This is a genomic window from Phytoactinopolyspora mesophila, assembly GCF_010122465.1.
Classification (GTDB): domain Bacteria; phylum Actinomycetota; class Actinomycetes; order Jiangellales; family Jiangellaceae; genus Phytoactinopolyspora; species Phytoactinopolyspora mesophila.
Genome location: NZ_WLZY01000020.1, coordinates 1 through 21,563 on the forward strand (window position 1 = coordinate 1; position 21,563 = coordinate 21,563).

The 21,563-nt window shown below is 68.4% G+C and carries 23 protein-coding genes and 1 pseudogene; 13 read left to right on the plus strand and 11 right to left on the minus strand.

The window, feature by feature from the left end:
- Positions 1–131: 131 nt before the first annotated feature.
- Positions 132–320: pseudogene (locus tag F7O44_RS32405) on the plus strand (IS3 family transposase); the annotation flags it as partial.
- Between the two features lie 207 nt (positions 321–527).
- Here F7O44_RS32405 and F7O44_RS29045 read toward each other — a convergent pair.
- Both F7O44_RS29045 and F7O44_RS29050 read right to left on the minus strand, forming a co-directional pair.
- Positions 528–1,493, minus strand: coding sequence for an FAD-dependent oxidoreductase (locus tag F7O44_RS29045; protein ID WP_162453834.1), 966 nt, complete (start codon positions 1,491–1,493; stop codon positions 528–530).
- Complete coding sequence (locus F7O44_RS29050) at positions 1,490–2,944, minus strand: NsdA family TPR-like regulatory protein (RefSeq protein ID WP_162453835.1); 1,455 nt, start codon at positions 2,942–2,944, stop codon at positions 1,490–1,492. The genes F7O44_RS29045 and F7O44_RS29050 overlap by 4 nt, the downstream gene beginning before the upstream one ends.
- Positions 2,945–3,120: 176 nt before the next feature.
- Here F7O44_RS29050 and F7O44_RS29055 point away from each other — a divergent pair, with 176 nt between their 5' ends.
- From F7O44_RS29055 to F7O44_RS29095, 9 genes are read left to right on the plus strand one after another with little or no spacing between them, the layout of a single operon-like run.
- The gene (locus F7O44_RS29055) at positions 3,121–3,285 is read left to right on the plus strand and encodes a hypothetical protein (protein ID WP_162453836.1); all 165 of its coding nucleotides are present in this window, start codon (positions 3,121–3,123) and stop codon (positions 3,283–3,285) included.
- Positions 3,282–4,589 (plus strand): glycosyltransferase, encoded by a 1,308-nt coding sequence (locus F7O44_RS32220; protein ID WP_162453837.1) that lies wholly within the window; start codon positions 3,282–3,284, stop codon positions 4,587–4,589. Before F7O44_RS29055 ends, F7O44_RS32220 begins: the two co-directional genes overlap by 4 nt.
- Positions 4,586–5,584 (plus strand): D-2-hydroxyacid dehydrogenase, encoded by a 999-nt coding sequence (locus F7O44_RS29065; RefSeq protein WP_162453838.1) that lies wholly within the window; start codon positions 4,586–4,588, stop codon positions 5,582–5,584. Before F7O44_RS32220 ends, F7O44_RS29065 begins: the two co-directional genes overlap by 4 nt.
- Positions 5,581–6,702, plus strand: a complete 1,122-nt coding sequence (locus F7O44_RS29070) for a radical SAM protein (protein ID WP_162453839.1) — start codon at positions 5,581–5,583, stop codon at positions 6,700–6,702. Before F7O44_RS29065 ends, F7O44_RS29070 begins: the two co-directional genes overlap by 4 nt.
- Positions 6,699–7,814 carry a hypothetical protein gene (locus F7O44_RS29075; protein WP_222851813.1) on the plus strand — a complete coding sequence of 372 codons (1,116 nt, stop codon included), beginning with the start codon at positions 6,699–6,701 and terminating at the stop codon, positions 7,812–7,814. Before F7O44_RS29070 ends, F7O44_RS29075 begins: the two co-directional genes overlap by 4 nt.
- 35 nt (positions 7,815–7,849) lie before the next feature.
- Positions 7,850–8,650 (plus strand): radical SAM protein, encoded by an 801-nt coding sequence (locus F7O44_RS29080; protein WP_162453840.1) that lies wholly within the window; start codon positions 7,850–7,852, stop codon positions 8,648–8,650.
- Between the two features lie 28 nt (positions 8,651–8,678).
- Entirely contained in the window at positions 8,679–10,406 is a 1,728-nt protein-coding gene (locus F7O44_RS29085; protein ID WP_162453841.1) for a carbamoyltransferase C-terminal domain-containing protein, read from the plus strand.
- Between the two features lie 3 nt (positions 10,407–10,409).
- Positions 10,410–11,039 carry an HD domain-containing protein gene (locus F7O44_RS29840; RefSeq protein ID WP_222851814.1) on the plus strand — a complete coding sequence of 210 codons (630 nt, stop codon included), beginning with the start codon at positions 10,410–10,412 and terminating at the stop codon, positions 11,037–11,039.
- The gene (locus tag F7O44_RS29095; protein WP_162453842.1) at positions 11,036–12,025 is read left to right on the plus strand and encodes a glycosyltransferase; all 990 of its coding nucleotides are present in this window, start codon (positions 11,036–11,038) and stop codon (positions 12,023–12,025) included. Before F7O44_RS29840 ends, F7O44_RS29095 begins: the two co-directional genes overlap by 4 nt.
- 10 nt (positions 12,026–12,035) lie before the next feature.
- On the opposite strand, the gene gltX is transcribed toward F7O44_RS29095, so the two are convergent.
- The 7 genes from gltX to F7O44_RS29130 form a co-directional block, all read right to left on the minus strand.
- Positions 12,036–13,451: a glutamate--tRNA ligase gene (gene gltX / locus F7O44_RS29100; protein ID WP_162453843.1), complete on the minus strand. Its 1,416-nt coding sequence runs from the start codon at positions 13,449–13,451 to the stop codon at positions 12,036–12,038.
- Positions 13,452–13,515: 64 nt separating this feature from the next.
- A complete protein-coding gene (locus F7O44_RS29105) occupies positions 13,516–13,782 on the minus strand; it encodes a hypothetical protein (protein ID WP_162453844.1) in 267 nt (88 codons plus the stop codon).
- A 55-nt stretch (positions 13,783–13,837) separates the two neighbouring features.
- On the minus strand, positions 13,838–14,290 hold the full coding sequence (locus F7O44_RS29110) for a hypothetical protein (RefSeq protein ID WP_162453845.1): 453 nt from the start codon (positions 14,288–14,290) through the stop codon (positions 13,838–13,840).
- The gene (locus F7O44_RS29115) at positions 14,287–14,685 is read right to left on the minus strand and encodes a DUF6302 family protein (protein ID WP_162453846.1); all 399 of its coding nucleotides are present in this window, start codon (positions 14,683–14,685) and stop codon (positions 14,287–14,289) included. The genes F7O44_RS29110 and F7O44_RS29115 overlap by 4 nt, the downstream gene beginning before the upstream one ends.
- Complete coding sequence (locus tag F7O44_RS29120) at positions 14,682–15,119, minus strand: DUF6415 family natural product biosynthesis protein (RefSeq protein ID WP_222851815.1); 438 nt, start codon at positions 15,117–15,119, stop codon at positions 14,682–14,684. The genes F7O44_RS29115 and F7O44_RS29120 overlap by 4 nt, the downstream gene beginning before the upstream one ends.
- Before the next feature lie 131 nt (positions 15,120–15,250).
- A complete protein-coding gene (locus F7O44_RS29125; RefSeq protein ID WP_162453847.1) occupies positions 15,251–15,655 on the minus strand; it encodes a hypothetical protein in 405 nt (134 codons plus the stop codon).
- A gap of 109 nt (positions 15,656–15,764) precedes the next feature.
- On the minus strand, positions 15,765–17,108 hold the full coding sequence (locus tag F7O44_RS29130) for an MATE family efflux transporter (RefSeq protein WP_162453848.1): 1,344 nt from the start codon (positions 17,106–17,108) through the stop codon (positions 15,765–15,767).
- Between the two features lie 402 nt (positions 17,109–17,510).
- Between F7O44_RS29130 and dnaB the strand changes: the two genes are divergently transcribed.
- Entirely contained in the window at positions 17,511–18,872 is a 1,362-nt protein-coding gene (gene dnaB, locus F7O44_RS29135) for a replicative DNA helicase (protein ID WP_162453849.1), read from the plus strand.
- An 89-nt stretch (positions 18,873–18,961) separates the two neighbouring features.
- On the opposite strand, the gene F7O44_RS29140 is transcribed toward dnaB, so the two are convergent.
- The gene (locus F7O44_RS29140; protein ID WP_162453850.1) at positions 18,962–19,885 is read right to left on the minus strand and encodes an alpha/beta fold hydrolase; all 924 of its coding nucleotides are present in this window, start codon (positions 19,883–19,885) and stop codon (positions 18,962–18,964) included.
- Positions 19,886–19,929: 44 nt separating this feature from the next.
- Between F7O44_RS29140 and F7O44_RS29145 the strand changes: the two genes are divergently transcribed.
- Both F7O44_RS29145 and F7O44_RS29150 read left to right on the plus strand, forming a co-directional pair.
- On the plus strand, positions 19,930–20,571 hold the full coding sequence (locus F7O44_RS29145; RefSeq protein ID WP_162453851.1) for a TetR/AcrR family transcriptional regulator: 642 nt from the start codon (positions 19,930–19,932) through the stop codon (positions 20,569–20,571).
- 135 nt (positions 20,572–20,706) lie between these two features.
- On the plus strand, positions 20,707–21,186 hold the full coding sequence (locus tag F7O44_RS29150) for a J domain-containing protein (protein ID WP_162453852.1): 480 nt from the start codon (positions 20,707–20,709) through the stop codon (positions 21,184–21,186).
- Positions 21,187–21,239: 53 nt separating this feature from the next.
- Here F7O44_RS29150 and F7O44_RS29155 read toward each other — a convergent pair.
- Positions 21,240–21,563: L-lactate permease (locus F7O44_RS29155; RefSeq protein WP_174256010.1), on the minus strand; the 324-nt coding region annotated here is incomplete at its 5' end.

Below are 21,563 nucleotides of genomic sequence, written 5' to 3' on the forward strand. Positions count from 1 at the left end.
TTCGTACACTGGGCCTTCGGCGTTAAACCCTCCAGCTCGACAATGGGAGCCGTGTAAATCGAGAGGTTTACGCACGGTTCTACGAGAGCCTGGGGGTGTGATTCCCCCGGGCTACTCACCCGCTCGCCGAATCGTTCAATTCTATGTTGAAGATCGAACGTGTCTATCGTCACGTATATCCGACACGGAAGAAGGCCCAGAAAGATATTTCCAATTACATCCAGGTGTTCTATAATCGCAGACGAATCCATTCAGGGATCGACTACAGGACTCCGCAAGAAGTCCGCAACGAATACCTGAACCGGCAGCTCGCAGCATAACCGTCCGCACATGGAGCGGTCCGGAAACTCGGGGCAGCCCAGTCCTCACCTGGCGCATCCGCACCACACCCAGCAAACAGTCCCGCATCGCCCAAGCCGCCAGCCAACGAAGCAGCAACCATTCCACTGCCCACGAAGAGAAGGGCCGCAGCCACACCCGGACGCGACACCCGCCGCTTCACCTCCGAGCCCTGCCCCCGGCACTCCTCACCGCAGGCGGTGACTCTCGGCGAGCAGGTGATGAACTTCCCGAGCACAGCCCCAGGACAGCGTGACTCCGGCGCCGCCATGGCCGTAGTTATGTACGACCGGAGTTCCGTCGCTTCGTTGGTCCAGTGCCACACGCACACGATCCCGGGTAGGGCGGAGGCCGACGCGCTGGCCGATCACCGTGGAGCCGGCCAAGCGGGGCTCCACTGCTGAGCAGCGTGCGAGGATGTCGGCCGCCGCCTGCTCGTCTGGCGCCTGGCTGGCGTCGCCGTCGATGGCGGTGCCGCCGAGGACCACCGTGTTGCCGTGAGGGTAGATGCACAGCAGATCGGGCGAAGTTCCGGTGTCCTCGGAGAAGAAGTCGGTCAGGCCCGGATTGGTGACCACGACATGCTGTCCGCGGATGGGCCGCAGGGCCGAGTCGGGGGTCAGCGAGCCGGCTCCCATCCCTGTGCAGTTGACGATCGCCGAGGCCCGGGGCGCGGCGTCGAGCGTGTGTACCGTCTGCTGCTCGATCGTGCCGCCGGCCCTTCGTAGTCGGTGCTCCAGGTAGCGCAGGTAGGTGGGCATGTCGATCAGGGGGGCGGTGAAGCGGTAGCCCGAGCTGAAGCCGGGCGGAAGTTCGTCGGCCTTCGCCGGCCGGAAGCCCGGCAGGGAGGTGGCCCAGTCCGGTGCCGCCTCGGTGTGGCGGGATGCTTCTATGCCGGAAGCCACCCGGACCCCGGTTGCCGGGTCGGAGGCCAGAGCGCGGAACAGTACCAGCGAGTGCTGGCTCCACTGGTCCACCAGATCCTTGGGCTCGACCAGGTACGGCCCCCACATCGCACCGGCGGCCAGTGATGTCGCGCCGGGAATCTCCTCCGCGACGACGCGTACCGGAATCCCTGCCTCAGCCAGGACGACGGCTGTGGTGAGGCCGGCAACTCCAGCCCCCAGTACGACGGTTGTGCCCTGGGCAGTCATGCCCCCGACCCTAGTGGGTGCCCGGGGGCGACCGAGCCGTGTTGGCTAAGGGCCTGTTCAAGGCTGGGCAGGAAGCTGACGACGTGGGGGTTGCGCTGCCGCCTGCGCAGGTCCTTGGCGAGTTGCTGCAGCAGGGCGGTGCTGCGCGGCGAACGGACGGCGCTGAGGCGGTCGGCCGCTTGCTGGCCGACGGTGCACGCCAGTTCGAGCTCACCACGGGCACCGTGGCCGAGGGCGAGCCACGCACCTTCGAAGAGAGCTCGGCGTTGGCTGGGGTCCCCACGGGGCACGGTGTAGGCGCCGGTCTCCAGGAGTGCGGTTCCCTGGCCGATGAGCTTGGGTGACGCAGTGATGCCGTCGCGCCGCTGAGCGCGCCCGAGCTGGATCATGGCGTAGCCGGCTTGGCAGTCGAGATGGTTGTCGGTGAGGAAGTACATCCAGCGTGGCTCCTCATCCCGCCCTCGGCGCCCGATGGTTTCGCGTGCGGCTTCGCGGGTTCTGCTGAAGTCGGTGAGACGGCCGGCAGAGGCATAGGCGTAGGCGAGTCGGGACAGCACCGAGGCCCGTACCGCGAACGGCGCCGCGTCCGCTGCTCGCCGGGCCGCCTCGCCGAGCGTGACGGCGTCTGCAGGGTGGCCGCGGCTCGCGGCCTGGAAGGCCAGGTCAGCGAGGATGTGCGAGCACAACGGCAGGTCGTTGACCTGGTGGGCGGCGCGCAGCGCGGTCACGAAGTACCGCTGTGCCAGCCCGTGATCGGCCGCGTCGAACGCCATCCAGCCGGCAAGCTGGCCGATCTCGGCCAGCGCGCGGATGAGACGGGTGGTCGTCTGGGCGGAGTGACCGCCGTCGTGAACGAGCAGTCCGATCGCACGGAACTGCGCACTGACGTAGGGCAGGTGACGGGCTCCGCCGTGCTCGTCGTCGAGTAACTGGAGCAGCGGAAGGTGCTGTTCGACCTGGTCCACCAGGGGATTGGCGTCGAGCTGGTCGGCCATTCGCGGGGTGAGCGAGCCGCGGCCAGCGGTGCCGTCGAGGTAGTGCGCGACAACGGCGGTCAGTCCCGTGCCGGAGACGGCCAGGAAGCGGCGGCGATCGATGAGCCCGCCGAGAATCCAGTCCTCCACAATGTGCCCCAATCCCTGCACGGTCCAGGGTCCCAGCAGATCGGTGTCGGCTGGTAGCAGTGCCGGGGAATCCGCTGCCCGGCCTTGCCATAGCTCCGCCACGGAGATGACCCGGCCCAGCTCCTGGGAGAGCACATAGGCCGCCATGGTGGGCAGGGGTGAGCGAGGTAACGCGCCGGTGTCCCGCCAGTGGTAGGGCGCGGTGTCGGACGTGGTTCCGCTGCCAAAGACCCGGTTCAGCTTGCGCGCCAGCATCTTGGGACTCCAGCCGAGTTCGTCGAGCGCACTGGCGAGCGCGGCGTTCGGCTGCCCGGACCGTGTGCTCATCGCTTACCTCACGTCTCTGATGGGTTCCCTGCTCAGTCGGTGGCGTCGCCTGTTTCGCCACAGCAGCCCTTTGAATCAAGGAAGTTGACCGAGTTGACCGGTTGCTCGGGTGCCTCGACCGGCTGGCGATCCGCTGTCCTTGTTTACCGTAGCCGCCACATCGCCACCAGCAGGCAGTGAAGGGGACCGAATTGCTGAACGTACGCACACGAGAGACAACGCCCAGGCTGGGCCACCTGCTGAACCAGCCGACCGCCGGTCACGGCATAGGCAGGTTGGCTCCGCCGGCCAGCTCGGGCACCACCTTCCTGCTCCTCCTGGACGAAGGGTTCACCAGGTGATCGTCGCCAGCCAGCAGCGCCCGGCAGACACCGGCCGCGTCCGCCCGCCTGGTCCCGGGACGCAGCGTGTCGTCGTGGCCCTCCACGAAGGGATCTACGGCGCGAGCTCCGGCACCGGTTTCAGTAACCGGGCCTTCATCACCGCGCTGACTCAGCTGCTGCCGCACGGCCGGATGACCGTCGTGTCCGCCCGGGTGACGTCGGCCAGTCCGCACTACGACCGGCGGTGGAATGCCGAGCTGCGGCTGCTTCTTGACGACGCGGGTGCGGAAGTGATCCCGCTGCATCTCCTGGGTGACCTTGCCGCCACCGTCGAGGGCTGCGAGGCACTGAGCAAGGAGGCTGCCGGGCAGGCGACCACCCTCACCGACCCCACCGGGCGCTGTCTGCTCATCGGCCTCGATGTTCCGTTTCTCGGCCTGCCCCGCTACACGCCGCGCGGAATCGACATCCTCGCGGTCCCGCGTACGACCAGCATGCTGACCGATCCGTCGGACCGCGCGCGATTCTGCTGGGAGCGGGCCAGCCTTCGCGCCCTGGCAGCCCGGGGCGGCTATGTCGCGGCGATCTCACGGTTCATGCGCGGCCACTTGCAGCACGCGTACGGCGTCTCCGACGAGGCTCTGCTCGACCTGCCCAACGGGCTGCTGCTCGACGAAGCCAACCGCGCACCGTATGGGCGGCCCCTGCCAGTCGCGGCACGAGCCGGCTTCCTGCTGGCCATGGGCAGGGCCGTTCCGGAGAAGGGCTTCGAGGATCTGCTGAACGCGCTCGGCATGCTGCGCGAACAGCACGTTCCCCTTCCGCACTTGATCCTTGCGGCCACCGGGAGCAGCGCCAGCCCCGACAGCTACCAGCAGAAGCTGGCCCAGCTCGTAGACACGAACGACCTCGATGCCACCGTGCTGACGCGCTTCGATCCGGCCGTACGCGGCTGGCTGAGCAGCCCTGTTCTGCGTGCGGTGGTCGTGCCCTCCCGCGAGGAGCCGTTCGGACGTATCCCGCTGGAAGCGTTCGCCGCGCATGCCGGGCCGGTGGTCGCCACCACCGCCGGCGGCCTGGCCCAGACGGTGGTCGATGGCCTGACAGGGCTCACGGCTGCTCCCGGCGACCCCGAGTCGCTCGCCGCCGCTGTTGAGCGGGCGCTGAAGATCCAGCCGGGCGAACGCGAGCGGATGCTCGGCGCCGGCACCACGCTGCTCGCCGAACGCCACGACTACACGGCTGCCATCCGCGCGGCCCTCCGCCGCTGCGCCCCCTGGGCACTGACGACGGCGACTCGCCAGCAAGGCGCGGCCCGATGAGCCGCCCCGTCGTACTGATCTGCCTGGAATCGCCCCACTCTTTCTGGCACTTCGCCGACCGGCATGCCCATACCTTGCGGTCCGCCTTCCCCGCCGTGGACTTCCGCGTCGCCTCCTCCGACTCCCTCAACAACCAGCTTCCGCACGCGCACGTCTACTTCGGGTGGCGGTTCGCCGCAGACGGTATTGGCCTCGCCACCCGCCTGGTGTGGATCGCCTCCCCCGCCGCGGGCACCGACCACCTGCCCACCGCCGAGGCCGCCGCCGCGGGGATCACCGTGACCCGCGGCTACGGCTACCACGCCGGTCCCATGACCGAGCACGCGCTGGGCCTGATCCTCGGCTTCGCCCGCGGCCTGTTCACCAGCAGCAGGTTCCAGCGCACCCGCAACTGGTGGAAGGACGACCTCGCCACCGAGTTCTTCGACCTGGCCGGCGCCACCCTCACCGTCCTCGGCTGCGGCAGCATCGGTACTCGCCTCGCGCGTACGGCCCAGGGCCTCGGCATGCGCGTCATCGGCATCCGGCGCACCGTCCCACCCGACGCGTCCAGCGGCATCACCTGGATGCCTGCCACCCAGACCGCGCACGCGTTGGCCCTTTCCGACGTCGTGGTCAACCTGCTCCCCGCTACCGACGACACCTGGCACTTCTTCGACAGCGCCCTGCTGAACGCCTGCAAAACCGGAGCGCTCTTCGTCAACCTCGGGCGGGGCTCGACCGTCGATCACACGGCCCTGCTGAAGTGCCTGGACACCGGCCGGCTCGGCGGTGCCGCCCTGGACGTGACCGAACCGCGCCCGCTGCCCATGGCGCACCCACTGCGCCGGCACCCACGCGTGGTCCTCACCCCCAAGAGCGCCGCCTTCTCCCACCGCTACATGGACGAGGCCGTCGATTTCTTCGCCGCCAACCTGCGCCGCTACCTGGACGGCTTGCCGCTCAACGGCGTCGTCCTCCAGCCCGCCCCCACCCCCGGAGGCCAAGCCCGATGACCCACGCCGACCGACCCGCGACGCTCGCGGCGTTCGCCGCCACCAGGCGCAACCACCCCTACCTCGCCTTCACTCTCAACTCGCTGTGCAATCTGGACTGCGTCTTCTGCAAGCCCCGGTGCATGCCCGACTACGGCCACAAGGACCGGCCACTGGGCGCCGACGACTACGCGGCCATCGCCGCCGAGGCCGGCGCCTGGAAGATCAGGAAAGCCCACTGCTCCGGCGGTGAGCCCACCCTGCGCGGCGACATCCTCGACATCGTCGGCGCCCTCGCCGACGGGCTCGGCGACGGCGCGTCCATCGGCATGACCAGCCACGGAAACCTCCGCAACGGCCTGTCGGTCGAGCGGCTCCAGCAGGCCGGTCTGACCTACCTCAACGTCAGCCTGCACAGCCTTGACCCGGAACGCTCCGCCGCCATCATGGGCGGCGGCGACCCCCGCGTCGCGCGGACCACCATCGACGAGGCCCTGGCCCGCGGACTCAAGGTAAAGATCAACTGCGTGCTGCAGCGCAGCTACCTCGACGACGCCTTCCACGTCGCAGAGCTCGCCCGGACCCTGCCGGTCGCCGTCCGCCTCATCGAGCTCCAGAACATTGGGCCCGCACAGGACCTGTTCGACACCGAGTTCATCCCCGAGGCCGAGGTCCGCCGCCACTTGCACGACTGGTTCGCGGGTGCCGGAGAGATCGACCGTGAAGCCCTGGGAGTGCGCAGCCCTGGCCGCTACCTCCAGCCCACCGGCTGGTCGGGGTCGATCGGCTTCATCTCCAACTCCAGCTGCGCCACCTGCTCCGACGCCAACCGCATCAAGATCACGCCCACCGGAGTGGCCAGGCCGTGCATCCTGCACAACCGCGATATCCCGCTCAAGCCGCACCTTGCCCGTGGCACGCTCACCACGGCCTTCGCCCACCTCTTCCGCGCCATGATCGAACGCAACAGCAACGACGCGTGGCAGGGCTATCACTACGTCGACTACGACCTGCGCTGGGACCGCATGGAGCGCCCGGAAGGCGCCCCTGTAACGGGGCTGCCGCTGCTGCCCCTCGCCGATGCCGGAGCCGGCGCTCCGGCCTGTGGCCGGCGTCCGGGCTCGGGGGAGGGCCGGTGACCACGACCGTGTCCGAGGCAACCACGCTGTACGGCGATCTCGGCGGTCAGTACGCCGCCGAGCTCGCCCGCCACGGCGTCACCTCGGCAATGCTCACCCACAAGTGGCAGCGCGTCGACCTGATCGCTCCCCACTCCGACCTCGACATACGCCTTGCCCTGTCTGGCTCCCCGACGAGCTGGCGGCAGTGGAACGAGTCCCTGGCCGCGGCCCACCGTGCCGCGGTTGCGGCCTCGCCGGACAACCGGCGGCTGCTGGAGCATCCGCCGGGCTTCGCCTTCACCGTCTCCGAGATAGACGCCCGCCAGGTCGCGCCCGCCGAGCTGGCCACCTGGAGCCTGATCAACGGGCACGCGCCAACACTCCAGCGGTGGAGGTCCCGCGCGCAGATGGCCGCGTGGGACAGCCAGGACGAGCGCTTCTACCGCGCCATCCTCGATGCCCGGCTACGTGGCCGCTACCAACTGGCCGCGGACAGCACGGACAACGTCTCCCGTGACATGTCTGGCTATCGCCGGCACTGCGTGGTCTGGCACTACCTCGCGCTGTGCTGGTTCGCCGCCGCCTGTCTGGCCACCCGCACCCGCTGCCCCGGCAAGACGGCCGCCCTCAACCAGTGGCGGCCCGCCGGGCTGGAACGCTTCGCCGAACTGTTCCTGCACCAGGTGCATGCGACCACCGAGCGGGGGCGGCCGGACGCCGAGCGGCTGCTGCGAGCCGCGCACCGAGCGCTGGCCGTCGCCATGGGCCACGTACCCGTACAGGCCGGTGGCACCAGCGGTCTTGGTCACGGATCGCCGAGCACGGCGTGGATCATGACCGCCGGCACCCTGCGCGTGCGCCGCGCCCGCTGGCTGTACTACCTCGACCCGCCTCCCGGCGCGGCCACAGGCTACCTCATCGCCCGTGAGGCCAAGGAGCTCCAGGCCGTCACCGCCACCCTGCGGACGCTCGCCGCCGACCGGGTCACCGCCGAACAACAGCTGGCGGCACGCATGGCCGAACTCATCCCGCAGGGGGCCACTACTGCCGCCACCCTCCGGCGGGCGCTCGCCGACTTGAACCGGAACAGCAGCGTCGTGGAGGACTTTCTCACCGCTCCTCTCGGATAACCCAGCCCGCCCGCCCTGCACATGAGGAGGCCCAGATGCCCAGCCCCGTCCTCGGTACTCGCACCCTGAAGACCGCCAAGATCAAGATCACGACGAAATGCAACCGCTCCTGCGACTTCTGCATCTTCGCCGACGGCGCCCAGGGCGAGAACATGCCCCTGGACATGTTCGCCGCCGTCCTGGACCGCCTGGCCGCCCTCCCCTTTGCCCAGCTGCACATCAATGGCGGCGAGCCGACCGTCCACCGCGACTTTCCCGCCCTGAGCCGCCTTGCCCGCTCGCGGCTGCCCGGCACGACCATTGTGCTGGGCACCAACGCCATCACCCTGGCCCGCAACCAGCGCCTCCTGGACACGACCATCGCGTGCTACGACCAGATCCTCATCGGCTGCGACGACGAGCACGAGAACTACGCGGAGGTACACACGGTCGTCCCCGCGCTGCGCGCCGCCGGCAAGACCGTGGTGCTCAACAGCGTGCTGGAAGGCATCAGCCCGGCCCGCCTGGACGAAATCGCCGCGCTGAGCGCCGCCTACGGCGCCATCCACGTCACCAACCACGTCCACCACATCGACGTCGGCCAGCCCGCCAACGACCTGCGCGGGCTGTGCGCCCGCTACCTCGACCAGCACCTGATGATCGAACTGGACGGGTCCTGCTACCGCTGCTTCAACGCCATGGCGAAGGAGGACAGCGAATTCAGCGTCTGGGACGACGACTTTGCCGCCAAGGTCTTCGCACCGCGCGGCCATCACTACCGCTTCTGCGGCAAGTGCCACGAGTACACCGACTCTGGCGCCTCCGTAATCCCGATGGTCACCACCGCAGCCCGATGAATGCCGTCGCCCGGAGAGGGAACCGCCCATGCCTGCCGTTCTCGGCCTGAACTTCCACCATGACACCTCCGCCGCGCTGATCGCCGACGGACGCCTGTACGCCGCCGAAGAAGAACGCTGGAGCGGCCTGAAACACCACCGCAGCCCCGGCTCCCGCAAGGCCACCCTGACCGCCCCCGCCCAGGCCCTGGCCTGGTGCCTTGAGGCCGCGGGCATCAGCCCTTACGACATCGACGCCGTCTGGACGCCGTCCATGCGCCCCAGCCCGGCCGCCGGCTGGTGGCTCGCCGCCGAACGTGACGAACTCGCCGCCCTGCTGCCCACGCCGCTCGGCGAGCGACTGCGCCTGATCTCCCACCACACAGCCCACGTGCTCAGCGGCTACCTGCTCTCCGGCCATGACCACGCCGCCGGCCTGGTCATCGACGCCGGAGGCTCCTCCCTCGGCTCCGACATCGGTGCCGGACGTGAACGCATCACCGGATACGACCTGCGCCCCGACCGCATCGACCGCCTCCACCAGGCCATGCCCGCAGTCCTGCCCGGCGAGGCGGGGCCGCGCCGCGTCCACCCCTCCCTGGGCCACCTTTACCGCAACCTCGCCCTGCGCGTGATCCCGCCCGGCGACGAAGCAGAAGGCAGCATGATGGCCCTGGCCGCCTACGGAGACCCGGCACGCCACCGACAGGCCCTGCGCGCCCTGATCCACCTCGGCGAGGACGGCCACGTGGGCATCGCCCACCCCTGGGGCTCGGCAGACACCACCACGCCGCTGCTCCTCGGCAGCCGGTCATGGACCGCCGCGAGCGCCGCAACGGCTTCCTTCGGTGAACGCGCCGACCTTGCCGCCGCCGCGCAGGAAACCTTCGCCATCGCGGTCACCCACGTCGCCCGCCACCTCAAGCACCTCACCGGCGCCGACACCCTCGTCTTCTCCGGCGGCTGCGCGCTGAACTCCCATCTCAACGGCCACCTCGCCGCCGATGCGGGGTTCGACAAACTCTTCGTCGCCCCCGCCCCGCACGACGCCGGCACCGCCGTCGGCGCCGCCCTGTACGCCTGGAACTACCAGCTCGGCCAGCCCCGCCTGCCTGTCCCGGCGGACGCCGCCTGGGGCCCGGTGCCCGGCGCGCATCGCGCCGAGGCGCCCGCCGGATACCGCCTGATCCGTGGCCTCGGCGACCGGCTCGTGCCCACGGTCGTGCGGCTGCTCGCCGATCACCACGTCGTCGGCTGGGTCCAGGGCCCTCTGGAGTTTGGCCCCCGCGCCCTGGGCCACCGCTCCGTCCTGGCCCACCCGGGCAGCAGCGAGACCCGCCAGAGAATCAATGCGCTCAAGCAGCGCGCCGGCTACCGGCCCTTCGCCCCCGCCGTTCTGGCCGAGCACGCCGCCGACTGGTTCGTCGGCACCGGTGATCCCTTCATGAACCGCGTAGCGGTCACGCGCCATTGCAAGTCCGACCGCATCGGCGCCGTGGTCCACCGCGACGGAACCGCCCGGCTGCAAACCGTGGCCGCCGACCACAGCGCTCTGCGCCCGCTGCTGGAAGCCTTCTACCAGAGCACCGGCCTGCCGCTGCTGCTGAACACCTCCCTCAACCGCAAAGGCGCCCCGATCCTGCGCACTGCCCGGCAGAGCGTCCAGGCCGCCGCAGAACTCGGCCTTGACGCGCTCGCCGTTGGCGACACGCTCCTGCTCGCCGACCGGATCCCGCTGCCGCAAGCCGCCCCGCTGTCCGCTGCCGGAGGGAGGTGACCCGTGCCCATCCCCACCTCGACTGACGCCGTCCTCGCCACGCTCGGCGCCGCCTCCTGGCCCCCTCCAGACCGACGCCAAGCCCGCAGGGCCTCGGCCCTCGCCCTCGCCGCCTACGACGGTCACACCCGTGACCAGGGCACTCCCTACCTCGCCCATCCGCTTGCCGTGGTGACCATCCTGCGCACCGAGCTCCACGTCACCACTCCGCACACGCTGGTGCTGGGTCTCCTGCACGACGCCCTCGAAGTCACGCCGGGCATCGCCGACCGTATCCGGACAGCGCTCGGCGATGACCTGGTGGAGCAGCTGCGCGGCATGATCCCCGACCACCGCCTGAAGCAGCGCGCGAAATGCCCCGGCGACGAAGCCGCCTGGCGCGCCAAGACTCTCCGCCTCGACGACGAGAGCCTGCTCGTGCGGCTGGCGGACCGCATCCACAACCTGCGCGACCTGCAGAACTCACCGGACGTCCGACGCCGCGAACGTTTCCTGGCCGCCCTGGCGGACTTCTATCTGCCCCTTGCCCACGACGCCCGTTCACGCACCGCGCACCTGAACGCCGCACACACCGTGCTGGTCAGCGCCTACGAGTCCTGCCTGGCCCGCGCGGAGGAGGAGGGCCCCACGTGACAAGGGTGATCCACTCCCTCGATCCACACGGCCGCACCGGCGGACGGGCCTACCTCCGGATGCTGCATGACGTGACGGCCGACGAGATCGACTGGCAGACCGTGCCCGACCGCAAGCGCACCTACCGAGTCCGCCGCTGGCGCAAGGTGCGCCACCTCGCCCGGATCACACCGGCCGTGCACGCGCTGCGGCACAGCCCCGGCGCGTTCGTCTGGGACGACCTGAGCCTGCTGCTCTTCACCCCCGAGATGCGCGCCCGCACCATCTTCGTCTTCCACCACTATGAGTCGCTGCAGCACGACTCCCCGCCTGTGGAGGCACTGCTGTGGCGGCGCCTCTTCCAGGTGCTGCCGCAATGCGCCGCCGTGGTCTGCGTCGCGCCGTACTGGGCGCGGTTCCTGCGCGCCCGCGGCATCGACCGAGTTCACGTCATCCACAATGCCTTCGACCTCGCGGAGATCGACCATACCCGCTCCCTGGACCGGCAAGCCTGCCGCGCCGAGTTCGGTCTGCCGCCCGATGTGATCGCCGTCTACGCTGGCAAGGCCGTCCACTGGAAGGGCACTGCCACGGTCGCCGCCGCACTCGGCAGCGACCCGGGAATCCGGGTGATCACCACCGGCAGCAACACCATTGGCTTCCCCGGCGCGCATTTCGACCTCCCCCGAGATCGATATCTACGGCTGCTGCGCGCTTGCGACGTCGGGGTCTTTCACTCGTCGATGCGGGAGGGCTGGAGCCGCTGCGCCGCCGAGGCGTTGCTCGTCGGCATGCCGGCCTTGATCCGCCGTCGGGCCGGTCTCGGGGATCTCGCCCGGCTCACCAGACAGCCGGCGCCGGAACTCGACCGGCTCCCCGAGCAGGTCCGCCGACGAGCGAGCGCCCCGGAAGTCGACACGAAGATCGCCTACGACGCTCTCGCCCGCCTTGACCCCGGCTACTTCGCCACTGCCTGGAACAGGCTCCTGCGCCAGGTCCCGGAGTGATCGTTGCTCGTTACTCGCCCGCCAGGCGCCGCGGCGCGGCATCCAACCGGGCCAGCACGCGCTCACGGCCGAGCACCTCCAGCGACTCGAACAGCGGCAGGCCCACCGTGCGCCCCATCACCGCCACCCGGACCGGTGCCTGAGCCTTACCGAGCTTCAGCCCGTGCTGCGCAGCCACCGCCTCCATGGCAGCCTTCAGCGGTTCAGCCGCCCACTCGGCGCTCTCCAGCGTGGACCGGGCATCGCGCAGCAGCTCGGCGGCGCCCGCCTTCATCGCCTTGTTCCACGAACCTTCATCGAACACTGGCTCGGCCAGGAACAGGAAGTCCACATAGGTCGTGATCTCCGACAGCACCGTCAGCCGCGACTGCGCCAGCGGCGCCACCGAGGCGAAGACCGCCGGGTCGAACGCCTCCGGCGTCCACGGCGCGGCCGGGGCCGTCAGCCACGGCTCACATGCCTGCACGAAAGCCTCCGGCGACAGAGCCCGGATGTACTCGCCGTTGAACGCCGTCAGCTTCTTCACATCGAAGAAGGCCGGTGAGGTGTTGACGTCCTCCACCCGGAAGCGCTGTTCCAGCTCCTCGTACGGCCGGAGCTCCACATCGTCGCCCGGTCCCCAGCCCAGCAGCATCAGGTAGTTCATCATCGCCGCCGGCAGATAGCCGTCGGCGAGATAGTCCTCCAGCGCCACCTTGTCCCGGCGCTTGGACAGCTTCTGCCGCTTCTCGTTGACGATCACCGGCAGATGCGCCCAGGTCGGCGCCTTCGCGCCCAGCGCCTCCCACAGCAGCTGCTGCTTCGGCGTGTTCGACAGGTGCTCCTCGCCCCGGATCACCAGCGTGATGCCTTCGTCCAGGTCATCCACCACGTTCGCCAGCAAGAAGACCGGAGAGCCGTCCCCGCGCGCGATCACGAAGTCCTCGATCGAAGCGTTCGGGAACGCCGGCTTACCGCGCACCAAGTCCACCACGACGGTCTCGCCGTCGTCCGGTGTGCGGAAACGAAGCGCCCGCCCCGGCTCGTACGCCAGACCCCGCTCGCGGCAGAAGCCGTCATACCCCAAGTGCTCCGAGCCGGTCCGTTCCTTCAGCTGCTCGCGGGTGCAGTCGCAGTGGTACGCCTTCCCCGCGGCGGCCAGCTGCGCCGCCGCTTCCCGGTGGCGGTCGGCGTTCCGCGACTGGAAGTACGGCCCCTCGAACGCCGGGTCCTGCTCCGAGATGCCGATGGACGCCAGGGCGCTGATGATCCCGTCGATCCACTCCGGCTGGTTCCGCGCCGCGTCGGTGTCCTCGATCCGGAGAACGAACGTGCCGCCGGACTGCCGGGCCACGGCCCAGTTGTACAGCGCGGAGCGGGCTCCGCCGACATGAAACATGCCGGTGGGCGAGGGTGCGAAACGGACACGGGGAGCGACGGAAGACATGACGCTCAGCTTACCGAGATCAGCGCAGGCGCCGCCGCCGTGAACGAGCGGGCCGCATCGCCGATCACTCCGCATCTTCCGGCGCGAACCGTAGAACGTCGGCCGGAACGGCGCGCAGCGCCCTGGCGAGCCGATGCGCTTCCTCGGGGCTGAAGGCACCGATCGAGATCGAGAACCCCGTGCGGCGGCAGGTGGGGCAGGGGGCGGTGATCGACAGATCGTCCAAGGGCAGCCCGAGCCGTTCGGCCTGGTGAGCGACAGCCCTGGCGGCGTCTTCGGCCTCGGCGCGGTCTCGGTCGTGAACTGGGTCGATGGCGGCATGCGTCGTCATGGCTTCACCTCAAGGAATGTGAACAACGAAGGGTGGTGCTGGTGGCGGCGTGGGGTCACGGGCCGCGCTTGGTTCGACGGCGAACCTCGGTGCCCGTACCAGCTGGGCGGAAAGCAAGCGGCAGCAGGTTGTGCTGCCGCAGGCAGCTGGTGCAGGCGTATGCGGTCACCTCCCGTCCGGACTGGGTGACGTACAGGCCGACCGGGACGAGCGGGCGTTCGCTCGGGCACCACAGGCAGCGGCCTGCCGGGATCTCGTCCAGCCGGATCTGCCGGCCGTCGATCAGGCAGACTTCCGGCGGGCACAGCACCCGGATCACGCTGGTGTCGGCGAACTGGATGGTGAAGCCGCGACGGTGCTGGATGATGGTGGCGATCTGGTGGCGCTTGCCGGCTATCTCGACCACATCGCCGTGCGCGAGCGTCGCGTAGGACACCGGGCCGCTGTCCGGCCCGGTCAGCGGGCGTCCCACACACGAGCGTCCCGGCTGCGCTGCTGGTGGGCTCATCGCGCACCCCCACTCGCCCCCGAGGGCGCGAGAAACGCGGTGATGGCTGCTTCGCGGTAGCCGTAGAACCGGCCACGGGCTGCGTCGCTCTCCTCTGGCGCTGGCTCGCCCCACTCGACGACGTGGCAGGTGTCGGTGTAGGGGGACCAGCGGACCCGTACGTCGGGGAATCCGCGCCGACCGGTCAGGAGGTCGCCGACGGCGACGGCGGTAAGGAGGAGATCGACCGAGAGATAGCCCCCGCGTCGTGGCCCGCCGACGGCGACCGCCAGCAGCGAGACCCGGTGCAGGCGTACCGCCACGCTGTGGTCGAGGACGGTGGGGTCGGCGAGCCGGTCGCGGAAGTACGCGTAGTCGATGGCGCTGGTGGGCGGCAGGAGCCGAGGAGTGTTCACGCCGCCTCCTTGAGACATTTCGCCGCCACGAGGGCCTCCATCAGCTCGTTTGTCACCCAGCCGATGCGCCGCAGATGGTGCGTCGCAACGGCACGATCCCCCGCGACGTCCACGGACCGAAGAACGCGGCCCCGCTGGACCAGGGCGGCCGTTGGGGCGTCACGCTGGTCCGCCTTTGCGGCAACGGCGATAGCCGTCAGCCGCGCGAGATGGCCGCAGAGCCGCTGCACCAACTCGGCAATCTCCGCCTCATCCGGAGTCATGTCGTCGAGGGCAGCGGCGATGTCGTCCAGGACGGCCTCGCCATCCAGGGGCTGCCAGCTCCGGAGCTTGCTCAGCAGCTCGCCGAGAAGTTCAGCGTCCGCCGGCGGTTCCCAGCGGGCGACCGAGATTCGTCGGTCTGAGCAATGCTGGTCGGATGTGGCCGTGCTCATCGGTCCGCCCCGACCACGGGGAGGTCGCACCATGAATGGGGCCCTAACGACAGGACTACTAACCAAACGAGGGACCCTCTGCTCACCGGCGACCGCCGCAGGGTCCGGCGCGGCCCTCTACGCTGCCGGTGTCAACCACCGAGTTGACGAGCCATCGCCCACACACGACGGAGAGCCGATGACCACGCCGAAACTGGGCCCGGCCCGGCGCCTGCAGGCGGGATGGAGCCGAGCGGCGCGAAGGCTTCGACCACGACGATGAAGGCCATCGAGGCGAGAATCGTCACGACGACCGCGAGCAGGAGAAACCAGAAGACCGCACCTTCGGGCCTTGTGTCGGTGCCTTCCTGTGGGATGTCGAACTGGCCCATCATGCCGAGCATGATCAGTGGGCCGACGGAAAGTGCGAATAGACCGGTCAGCAGCAGCCGAACGGGTCCGAGCCGGATACCGAGCAATCGCTGAGCTGCCAGCCCGACGACGAGCGCCGCGATCGCGCCGAAGCCGAGGTAGAACGGCAACGTCAGAACATCCATCGGGCCTTCCCCGTTCGGGCGCTCGGATGGTCTTCATCCGGATGCGCGTCTGTCCGGCGACAGTGTCGCAGGCGGGTGTCTTCGGTGTGGCCCCGACACCCGGTGTGCATCAGCGCACGGAGCCGGTCACCGCCCACGCCCCGCGGCGCTCGCGTAGGTCCAGCGTGATCAGGCGGGCCACGGTCCACAGCCCGATCGCGCCCCATAGTGCGACGATGCCGGCCGTCCCCGAGGGGCTGAGAAACATGACGGCGAACGCTGCCGGTAGGAAGACGACGACCGACAGCACCGAGGCCCAGGCGAGGTAGCGACCGTCTCCCGCGCCGATCAGGACGCCGTCCAGGACGAAGACCCAGCCCGCCAGCGGCTGCAGCAGCGCGGCGACGATCAGCGCAGCCACGAGCAGCGAACGAACCTCTTGGTCCTGGGTGAACAAAGGAGCATAGACCGAGGCCACCGCCAACACCACCACGGTGAGCGCGAAGCCGGTCAACACGCCCCACTGCACCATCCTGCGGGTGACTGAACGGGCTTCATCGATGTTCCCGGCACCGAGGGCGCGTCCGACCAAGGCCTGGGCGGCGATGGCCACCGCGTCGAGGATCAGTGCGAGCAAGGTCCACGTGGTGAAAGCCACCTGGTGAGCGGCCAGTTCGGCAGTGCCCAGGCCGGTGGCGACGACAGTGGTGGTGATCAAAGCCACCCGCATCGCGACGGTGCGGACAATCAACGGCACGCCTGCTCCGAACGAACGGCGTACCCCGGGCCAATGTGGTTTCAGCGACGCGCCGTGTCTGCGCGCGGCCCGGGCGACCACGCGGATGAACACCGCTGCCATCGCCGTCTGCGCGATGACCGTTCCGATGGCCGAGCCGGCGATGCCGAGCTGAAAACCATGAACCAGGATGACATTCAGCACGACGTTCCCGGCAGCGCCCGAGCCGGCCACGTAGAGGGGCGTCCGGGTGTCTTGCAGCCCTCGCAGAACCCCGGTGGCCGCGAGCACGAGCAGCATCGGCGGGATGCCCAGCAGGCTGATTTGCAGGTACGTCTCCGCATGCTCGGCGACCTCGGGAGCCGGGCCGAATCGCTCGACGATCCATGGAGTGAGCGGCCAGCCGACCGCCAGTGTCCCGGCGCCGATCAGAATGGCCAGCCAGCACCCGTCGATGCCGGCGCGCAGTGCTCCCGGTAAGTCGTTCGCCCCTAGCATCCGGGCGACGGCTGCTGTAGTGCCGTAGGCGAGGAAGATCGAGACGTTGACCAGTGTGGACAACACGGCGGCCGCGATGCCGAGGCCGGCCAGTTCGGGCGTCCCTAGCTGGCCGACGATGGCGGAGTCGGCGATCAGGAAGAGCGGTTCGGCGACGAGTGCGCCGAGCGCGGGAAGCGCGAGGCGAAGGATTTCGCCGTCGGCCGGATGCCGGTGGAATGCCGTGGGTCGTCGTTTCATGGCAGTAGCGACGGTATTTGTCGGACCTGACAGACCTGCCGAACGTCTCGGATTCTGAGATGCATGATGACAAATTTCCCGTCCACAGCCGGTGGACGGGCGTTACCGCAGTTAGAACTAGGTCAGCACGCAGAATGGCGGCTTGTGATCCACGACTATCCCCAGGGTTGTCCACACCTGGGGATGATCGTTTCCCGGGGTTGCCAGCGAACGGCCTGAGTCATCCACAAGCAGTGCACAGAGGTTGTGCGTGTCTAGCTTGGACGACCGATGGTGGGCGGCCTACCGTCATAGAACCGGGATCGTTCGGTAGGCGTCCCGCCTGGGAAGTACGGGGACCTTGTCGGGCCTGGGTGGTAGAACGTGTGTATGAATGGGTCGACGGTGTGAGGGGATAAACGGGTGAGCGTCACTGAACTGCCTAGTCGTGACGACGCTCCGGTGGGTGGCCCGGGTCTGACGCCGCCCCAGGACGTCGCCGCGGAGCAGTCGGTGCTCGGTGCCATGCTGTTGTCCAAGGACGCCATCGCCGACGTCGTCGAAGTCCTGCGTGGTGTCGACTTCTACCGACCGGCGCACGAGGTTGTCTATGAGGCGATCCTCGATCTGTACGGCCGCGGCGAGCCGGCGGACGCCGTCATGGTCGCGGCCGTGTTGCAGAAGAGTGGTGATCTGGGCCGAATCGGCGGTGCTCCGTACCTGCATACGCTGGTTTCGTCCGTGCCTTCGGCTGCCAATGCCGGGTACTACGCCAACATTGTCCGCGAGCGTGCCATTCTGCGCCGGCTGGTGGAGGCCGGCACCCGGATTACTCAGATGGGCTACGGGGGCGACGGCGACGCTGACGACATCGTTGACCGTGCACAGGCTGAGGTCTACGCCGTCACCGATCGCCGTGCGTCGGAAGACTACGCGCCGTTGTCCGACATCATGGAGGGCGCGCTCGATGAGATCGAGGCGATCGGTTCTCGCGGCGGTGAGATGGTGGGCGTCCCCACCGGATTCGCCGACGTGGATTCGCTGACCAACGGGCTGCACCCAGGCCAGATGATTATTCTGGCCGCGCGCCCGGCCGTGGGCAAATCTACGCTGGGACTGGATATCGCGAGGGCGGCGTCGATCAAGCATCAGCTGACGTCGGTGATCTTCTCGCTGGAGATGAGCCGGAACGAGATCACCATGCGGCTGTTGTCCGCCGAGGCGAAGGTTCCGTTGCATCACATGCGGGCCGGCCAGATGACTGATGACGACTGGAACCGGATCGCTCGATCCACCGGTGAGGTCTCCAGCGCGCCGCTGTTCATCGACGACTCTCCGAACATGACCATGATGGAGATTCGGGCCAAGTGCCGGCGGCTGAAACAGCGCAACAACCTCCGGCTCGTCATTGTCGACTACCTGCAGCTGATGACCAGCGGCAAGAAGGTCGAAAGCCGGCAGCAGGAGGTCTCCGAGTTCTCGCGGTCGCTGAAGCTGCTGGCGAAAGAGCTGGAAGTGCCCGTCGTCGCCATCTGTCAGCTCAACCGTGGCCCGGAGCAGCGGACAGACAAGAAACCCATGTTGTCCGATCTGCGGGAGTCCGGCTCCCTCGAACAAGATGCCGATATGGTGATGCTCCTTCATCGCGAAGACGCCTACGAGAAAGAATCGCCGCGGGCAGGTGAAGCGGACTTCATCGTGGCCAAGCACCGCAACGGCCCAACAGCTACCATCACCGTCGCCTTCCAGGGGCATTACAGCCGGTTCGTCGACATGGCCCAGTGAGGCATCTTTCCCGGTTATGGTCCAGGCTGCTTTGAGCCGGTGATATACGGCGATCGACTGAGTGGGGTCGTCCGGAGATTTCTCAGGGATCAGTTCAACAGATGGTGGTGGATTGTGTCGGCCGCGTGGCCGACATCGTCGAGCCAGCAGAGGTGGCCGGCGGCGGGCATCATCTCGAGTGTGGCTTTGGGCAGCATGGCGACAAGGCGCCGGGCAACGGATTCGTCGCCGTAAGGATCGTGGTCACCCCAGAGGACGTAGGTGGGGGACTGTACGTGCTCGAGCGTAGCCTCGTCGATGGTGAGCGACGGGTCGAAACCGCGTCGGAATGTTCCCATACGACCCATCGACGTGAGTTCGTTTCGCATGGTGTCAGTGTGCCGCTGCAGCGCGACACACCATTCGATGAAGGGCTGGTGGATCTTGCCGGTCTTGTCCGCCGTCGCGTGCCCGAGCTGGCGGAAGGTGGACCGCATGCTCCGCTCACCGGCTGGCATACGGGTGAACAGCCGCGGCACGCCGGGTAACAGCACGAGCCGGTCGAATCCGGTGATGTGCATTCCGTCGACGAAGCCAGGACAGCCGAGGTGGACGGTGTGGATGACGCGATCGGGGCATGCCGCCGCCGAGAGGATCGCCACGTAGCTGCCGTGCGAGGAGCCAACGACATGTGCGCGATCGATATCGAACCCGTCGAGGACGTCCGCGACGAGGGTCTCGCATTCGCGGCGTATCGCGGGCAGATCGTTGAGCGGGTGTGGGTCGCTCAGCCCGGTGCCGGGCCGATCGATCATCAGGCAGCGAAACTGAGGCAGCTGTGCGGCCAAGTAGGCCCATACGGACCCGGCCGCGCCCGGGCCGCCGTGGATGAACAGCACCGGCGGGCCCTCTCCGGCCTCGAGGACACGGACGTTGACGTCATTTCGAGCCAAGTGGACTCGGTGCTCGATCGGGGTGACGCCCGCGTGGTTCCACAGTGCGCGTTCGGCGTCGCGGTATTGTCGGCTTTCCATGGCTAATCTTGACACAGTGACAAGTTTCTGTCTATAGGGGTGCAATGGAGCGAATTGACGGGCCGCAGAATCGGCGGAGTCGCCGCACGCGCGCGGCGGTACTCGAGGCGGCATGGCAGCTGCTGGAGGAGAGCGGCGCCGAGCAGACCACCATGGGCGCGGTCGCGAAACGTGCCGGGGTTAGTCGACAGGCCCTATACCTACACTTCTCCTCGCGCGCGGAGCTGTTGCTCGCTTTGCACGAGTACGTCGATGAGAAGCTTGACCTGGCTTCGTCTCTCCAACCAGTCCTCGACGCGCCTGATGCCGAAGCGGCGCTCGACGCCTTCTGCGCCCATCTGGCGCACTACCACCCGAAGATCATGGCCGTCGACCTCGCTGTCCTACGCGCGCAAGGCGACGATCCTGATGTTGCCGTGCTCGTCGACCAGGGCGTGGAGATCTGGCACGAGGCCTGTCGGAGCATCGTCCAGCGACTGGCCGATGAGCGTCGGCTGGCGGATCCGTGGACAATAGCCACCGCTACCGACCTGCTCTGGAGCTTTATGTTTCCCGAGACACTTCAGCGCCTGACCAACAGCCGCGGCTGGTCCCTCGACCGCTACCGGGAGCTGCTCACCGTGCTTTTGCGACGAACCCTCGTCGCCGCGCGTGGCCCAGACGTGGAGCCGAACGGCCCATCGTGAGAACGGGTAGCGAAGAGGGAGATGTCACGTTTCTGCCTCGCCATTCGTCTTATCGGTAACGGCATCAGTATTGCCGCGATGATCCACGGAGGCGGTAGAACATGAAGTCGGCAGGCAGCGCCGGGGTGTGGGGTCATGACCGGCGGTAGCCCGGAATCGGGTCGGCGGGACCCACATGATGTTCTCGGGGTGCGCTACGGAGCAGCCCGGCCGGAGATCATCCGGGCGTTCCGCCGCCAGGTCCGGCAGGGCGGCCACCCGGACACCGGCGGAAACGACCAAACATTCGATGAGCTGGTCCGGGCCCGGGACGTGCTCCTGGAATCCGCGCCCGATAGCTGGTACGACGGTGGGCGCAGGACGGCGCGCAGCGCTCAGGACATCAGCTATCCGACGGAGTCCGCGCGGACTCGGCCGGGTCCCGTCTACGAATACCCGTCGGCGCATCCGTCGCCGGATGAATGGGAGGAAAAGCCGCGCGTCCGGGTGGCCTCGCCTCAACGCGGCGCTGACAGTGATACGTCGTTGCTGCCGATCGTTCTCTTCTTCTTCGTCCTGTTCATCGGACCCGCCTTGCTGCGTGTGCTGGCCGTGTTCTTCGCCTCTATCACCTGATGATCATGAACACTAAATGACCATATCGGTTGCCAAGTGTTCATGATCATGGGTCAGTTCAGGAACCACCAGGCGAGGATCCCGCCGAGGGCGGTGTAGACCAGGGCGACCGGAATGGTCACGCGCAGCACCTGTCCCTCGCGTCCGGACAATCCGACGGTGGCGGAAGCCGCCACGATGTTGTGCGGGCAGATGATGTTGCCGACGGCGGCACCGAACCCCTGACCGCCGAGCAGGGGCGTCACGGCTAAGCCTCGATCCACCGATCGGCTGGCCGGGGTTGAGGTGGTCGTTTCCGTTGGGGTGTGAGGTTGCCAGGACGTGAGGATCCGCCGGACCTCGCTGTCCGGGTGTTCCACTTGGTGTCCTTGGTTGCG

What these genes read in the sequence shown, in the direction of transcription:
- F7O44_RS29145 (WP_162453851.1), top strand. Translation starts at nt 19,930, where the DNA reads ATGGAGCGAATTGACGGGCCGCAGAATCGGCGGAGTCGCCGCACGCGC.
- F7O44_RS29150 (WP_162453852.1), top strand. Translation starts at nt 20,707, where the DNA reads ATGACCGGCGGTAGCCCGGAATCGGGTCGGCGGGACCCACATGATGTT.
- F7O44_RS29065 (WP_162453838.1), top strand. Translation starts at nt 4,586, where the DNA reads ATGAGCCGCCCCGTCGTACTGATCTGCCTGGAATCGCCCCACTCTTTC.
- F7O44_RS29070 (WP_162453839.1), top strand. Translation starts at nt 5,581, where the DNA reads ATGACCCACGCCGACCGACCCGCGACGCTCGCGGCGTTCGCCGCCACC.
- gltX (WP_162453843.1), bottom strand. Translation starts at nt 13,451, where the DNA reads ATGTCTTCCGTCGCTCCCCGTGTCCGTTTCGCACCCTCGCCCACCGGC.
- F7O44_RS29050 (WP_162453835.1), bottom strand. Translation starts at nt 2,944, where the DNA reads ATGAGCACACGGTCCGGGCAGCCGAACGCCGCGCTCGCCAGTGCGCTC.
- F7O44_RS29120 (WP_222851815.1), bottom strand. Translation starts at nt 15,119, where the DNA reads ATGAGCACGGCCACATCCGACCAGCATTGCTCAGACCGACGAATCTCG.
- F7O44_RS29080 (WP_162453840.1), top strand. Translation starts at nt 7,850, where the DNA reads ATGCCCAGCCCCGTCCTCGGTACTCGCACCCTGAAGACCGCCAAGATC.
- F7O44_RS29105 (WP_162453844.1), bottom strand. Translation starts at nt 13,782, where the DNA reads ATGACGACGCATGCCGCCATCGACCCAGTTCACGACCGAGACCGCGCC.
- F7O44_RS29125 (WP_162453847.1), bottom strand. Translation starts at nt 15,655, where the DNA reads ATGGATGTTCTGACGTTGCCGTTCTACCTCGGCTTCGGCGCGATCGCG.
- F7O44_RS29110 (WP_162453845.1), bottom strand. Translation starts at nt 14,290, where the DNA reads ATGAGCCCACCAGCAGCGCAGCCGGGACGCTCGTGTGTGGGACGCCCG.
- F7O44_RS29130 (WP_162453848.1), bottom strand. Translation starts at nt 17,108, where the DNA reads ATGAAACGACGACCCACGGCATTCCACCGGCATCCGGCCGACGGCGAA.
- F7O44_RS29140 (WP_162453850.1), bottom strand. Translation starts at nt 19,885, where the DNA reads ATGGAAAGCCGACAATACCGCGACGCCGAACGCGCACTGTGGAACCAC.
- F7O44_RS29045 (WP_162453834.1), bottom strand. Translation starts at nt 1,493, where the DNA reads ATGACTGCCCAGGGCACAACCGTCGTACTGGGGGCTGGAGTTGCCGGC.
- F7O44_RS29085 (WP_162453841.1), top strand. Translation starts at nt 8,679, where the DNA reads ATGCCTGCCGTTCTCGGCCTGAACTTCCACCATGACACCTCCGCCGCG.